1 protein-coding gene is annotated in these 909 nt (G+C 62.5%); it reads left to right on the top strand.

The features are described 5' to 3' along the window. Positions 1–909 (top strand): basic amino acid/polyamine antiporter (locus J5M73_RS30885; protein WP_207816845.1); only part of this gene is annotated, 909 nt, incomplete at both ends.

The raw sequence follows: 909 nt of genomic DNA, 5'->3' as shown, positions 1-909 counted from the left end.
GGATTCCGGAGTCTATGCCTACGCCAAGGCCGGATTCGGCGACTACATGGGTTTCTCGTCCGCCTGGGGCTACTGGATCAGCGCCTGGCTGGGCAACGTCGGCTACTTCGTCCTGCTGTTCAGCACCTTGGGCTATTTCTTCCCGATCTTCGGCGAGGGCAACACCCCGGCCGCGGTGATCGGCGCCTCGGTGCTGCTCTGGGCCGTGCACTTCCTGGTGCTGCGCGGGATCAAGGAAGCGGCCTTCATCAACCTGGTGACCACGGTGGCCAAAGTAGTGCCGCTGCTGCTGTTCGTGCTGATTGCCCTGTTCGCCTTCAAGCTGGACATCTTCACCGCTGATATCTGGGGCGTGAAGAACCCGGACTTGGGCAGCGTGATGAACCAGGTGCGCAACATGATGCTGGTCACCGTCTGGGTGTTCATCGGCATCGAGGGCGCCAGCATCTTCTCGTCCCGGGCGGAAAAACGCTCGGACGTGGGCAAGGCCACTGTCATCGGCTTCATCACCGTGCTGCTGTTCCTGGTGCTGGTGAACGTGCTGTCCCTGGGGATCATGACCCAGCCGGAACTGGCCAAGCTGCAGAACCCGTCCATGGCTGCCGTGCTGGAGCATGTGGTGGGCCACTGGGGCGCGGTGCTGATCAGCGTCGGCCTGATCATCTCGCTGCTGGGAGCGCTGCTGTCCTGGGTGCTGCTGTGTGCGGAGATCATGTTCGCCGCGGCCAAGGACCACACCATGCCGGAGTTCCTGCGCCGCGAGAACGCCAACCATGTACCGGCCAACGCCCTGTGGCTGACCAATGCCATGGTGCAGATCTTCCTGGTCATCACTCTGTTCTCGGCCAGCACCTACCTGTCGCTGATCTACCTCGCCACCTCGATGATCCTGGTGCCCTACCTGTGGTC

Source organism: Pseudomonas sp. 50_B (assembly GCF_017491625.1).
GTDB lineage: Bacteria > Pseudomonadota > Gammaproteobacteria > Pseudomonadales > Pseudomonadaceae > Aquipseudomonas > Aquipseudomonas danubii.
The sequence above is the reverse complement of the archived record's forward strand: the minus strand, read 5'-3'. Positions and strand labels throughout refer to the sequence as shown.